Annotated in this window: 1 protein-coding gene; it reads left to right on the forward strand. The window is 46.5% G+C overall.

All coding sequences use genetic code 11. The features are described 5' to 3' along the window. Positions 1-678 (forward strand): collagen-flanked surface repeat-containing protein (locus D8790_RS10400; protein ID WP_446677486.1); only part of this gene is annotated, 678 nt, incomplete at both ends.

Raw genomic sequence — 678 nt, forward strand, 5'->3', positions numbered from 1 at the left:
AGTTGGTCTTGATAAGAACGGCAATGGCCAATTGGATCCAGATGAAGTAACCTCATCTACTATCGTTAAAGACGGTAAGGATGGTAAATCTCCACTAGCTAAGGTTGTCGACAACAACAACGGTACTCACACTGTTCAAGTCGGTCTTGATAAGAACGGTAATGGTGAGTTGGATCCAGACGAAGTGACATCTTCAACTATCATCAAAGATGGTAAGGATGGCAAAGCTGGCGCAACTGGAGCTACAGGTGCTACCGGTGCAACAGGAGCTAAGGGTGATAAAGGTGAAACAGGCGCAACTGGAGCTACAGGCGCGACCGGAGCTAAAGGCGATAAAGGTGAAACAGGGGCCACTGGTGCCAAAGGTGAAGATGGCAAGCCATCATTAGCCCAAGTTGTCGATAATAACAACGGCACTCACACTGTTAAAGTTGGTCTTGATAAGAACGGCAATGGCCAATTGGATCCAGATGAAGTAACCTCATCTACTATCGTTAAAGACGGTAAGGATGGTAAATCTCCACTAGCTAAGGTTGTCGACAACAACAACGGTACTCACACTGTTCAAGTCGGTCTTGATAAGAACGGTAATGGTGAGTTGGATCCAGACGAAGTGACATCTTCAACTATCATCAAAGATGGTAAGGATGGCAAAGCTGGCGCAACTGGAGCTACAGG

This window comes from Streptococcus cristatus (assembly GCF_003943535.1).
GTDB lineage: Bacteria > Bacillota > Bacilli > Lactobacillales > Streptococcaceae > Streptococcus > Streptococcus cristatus_L.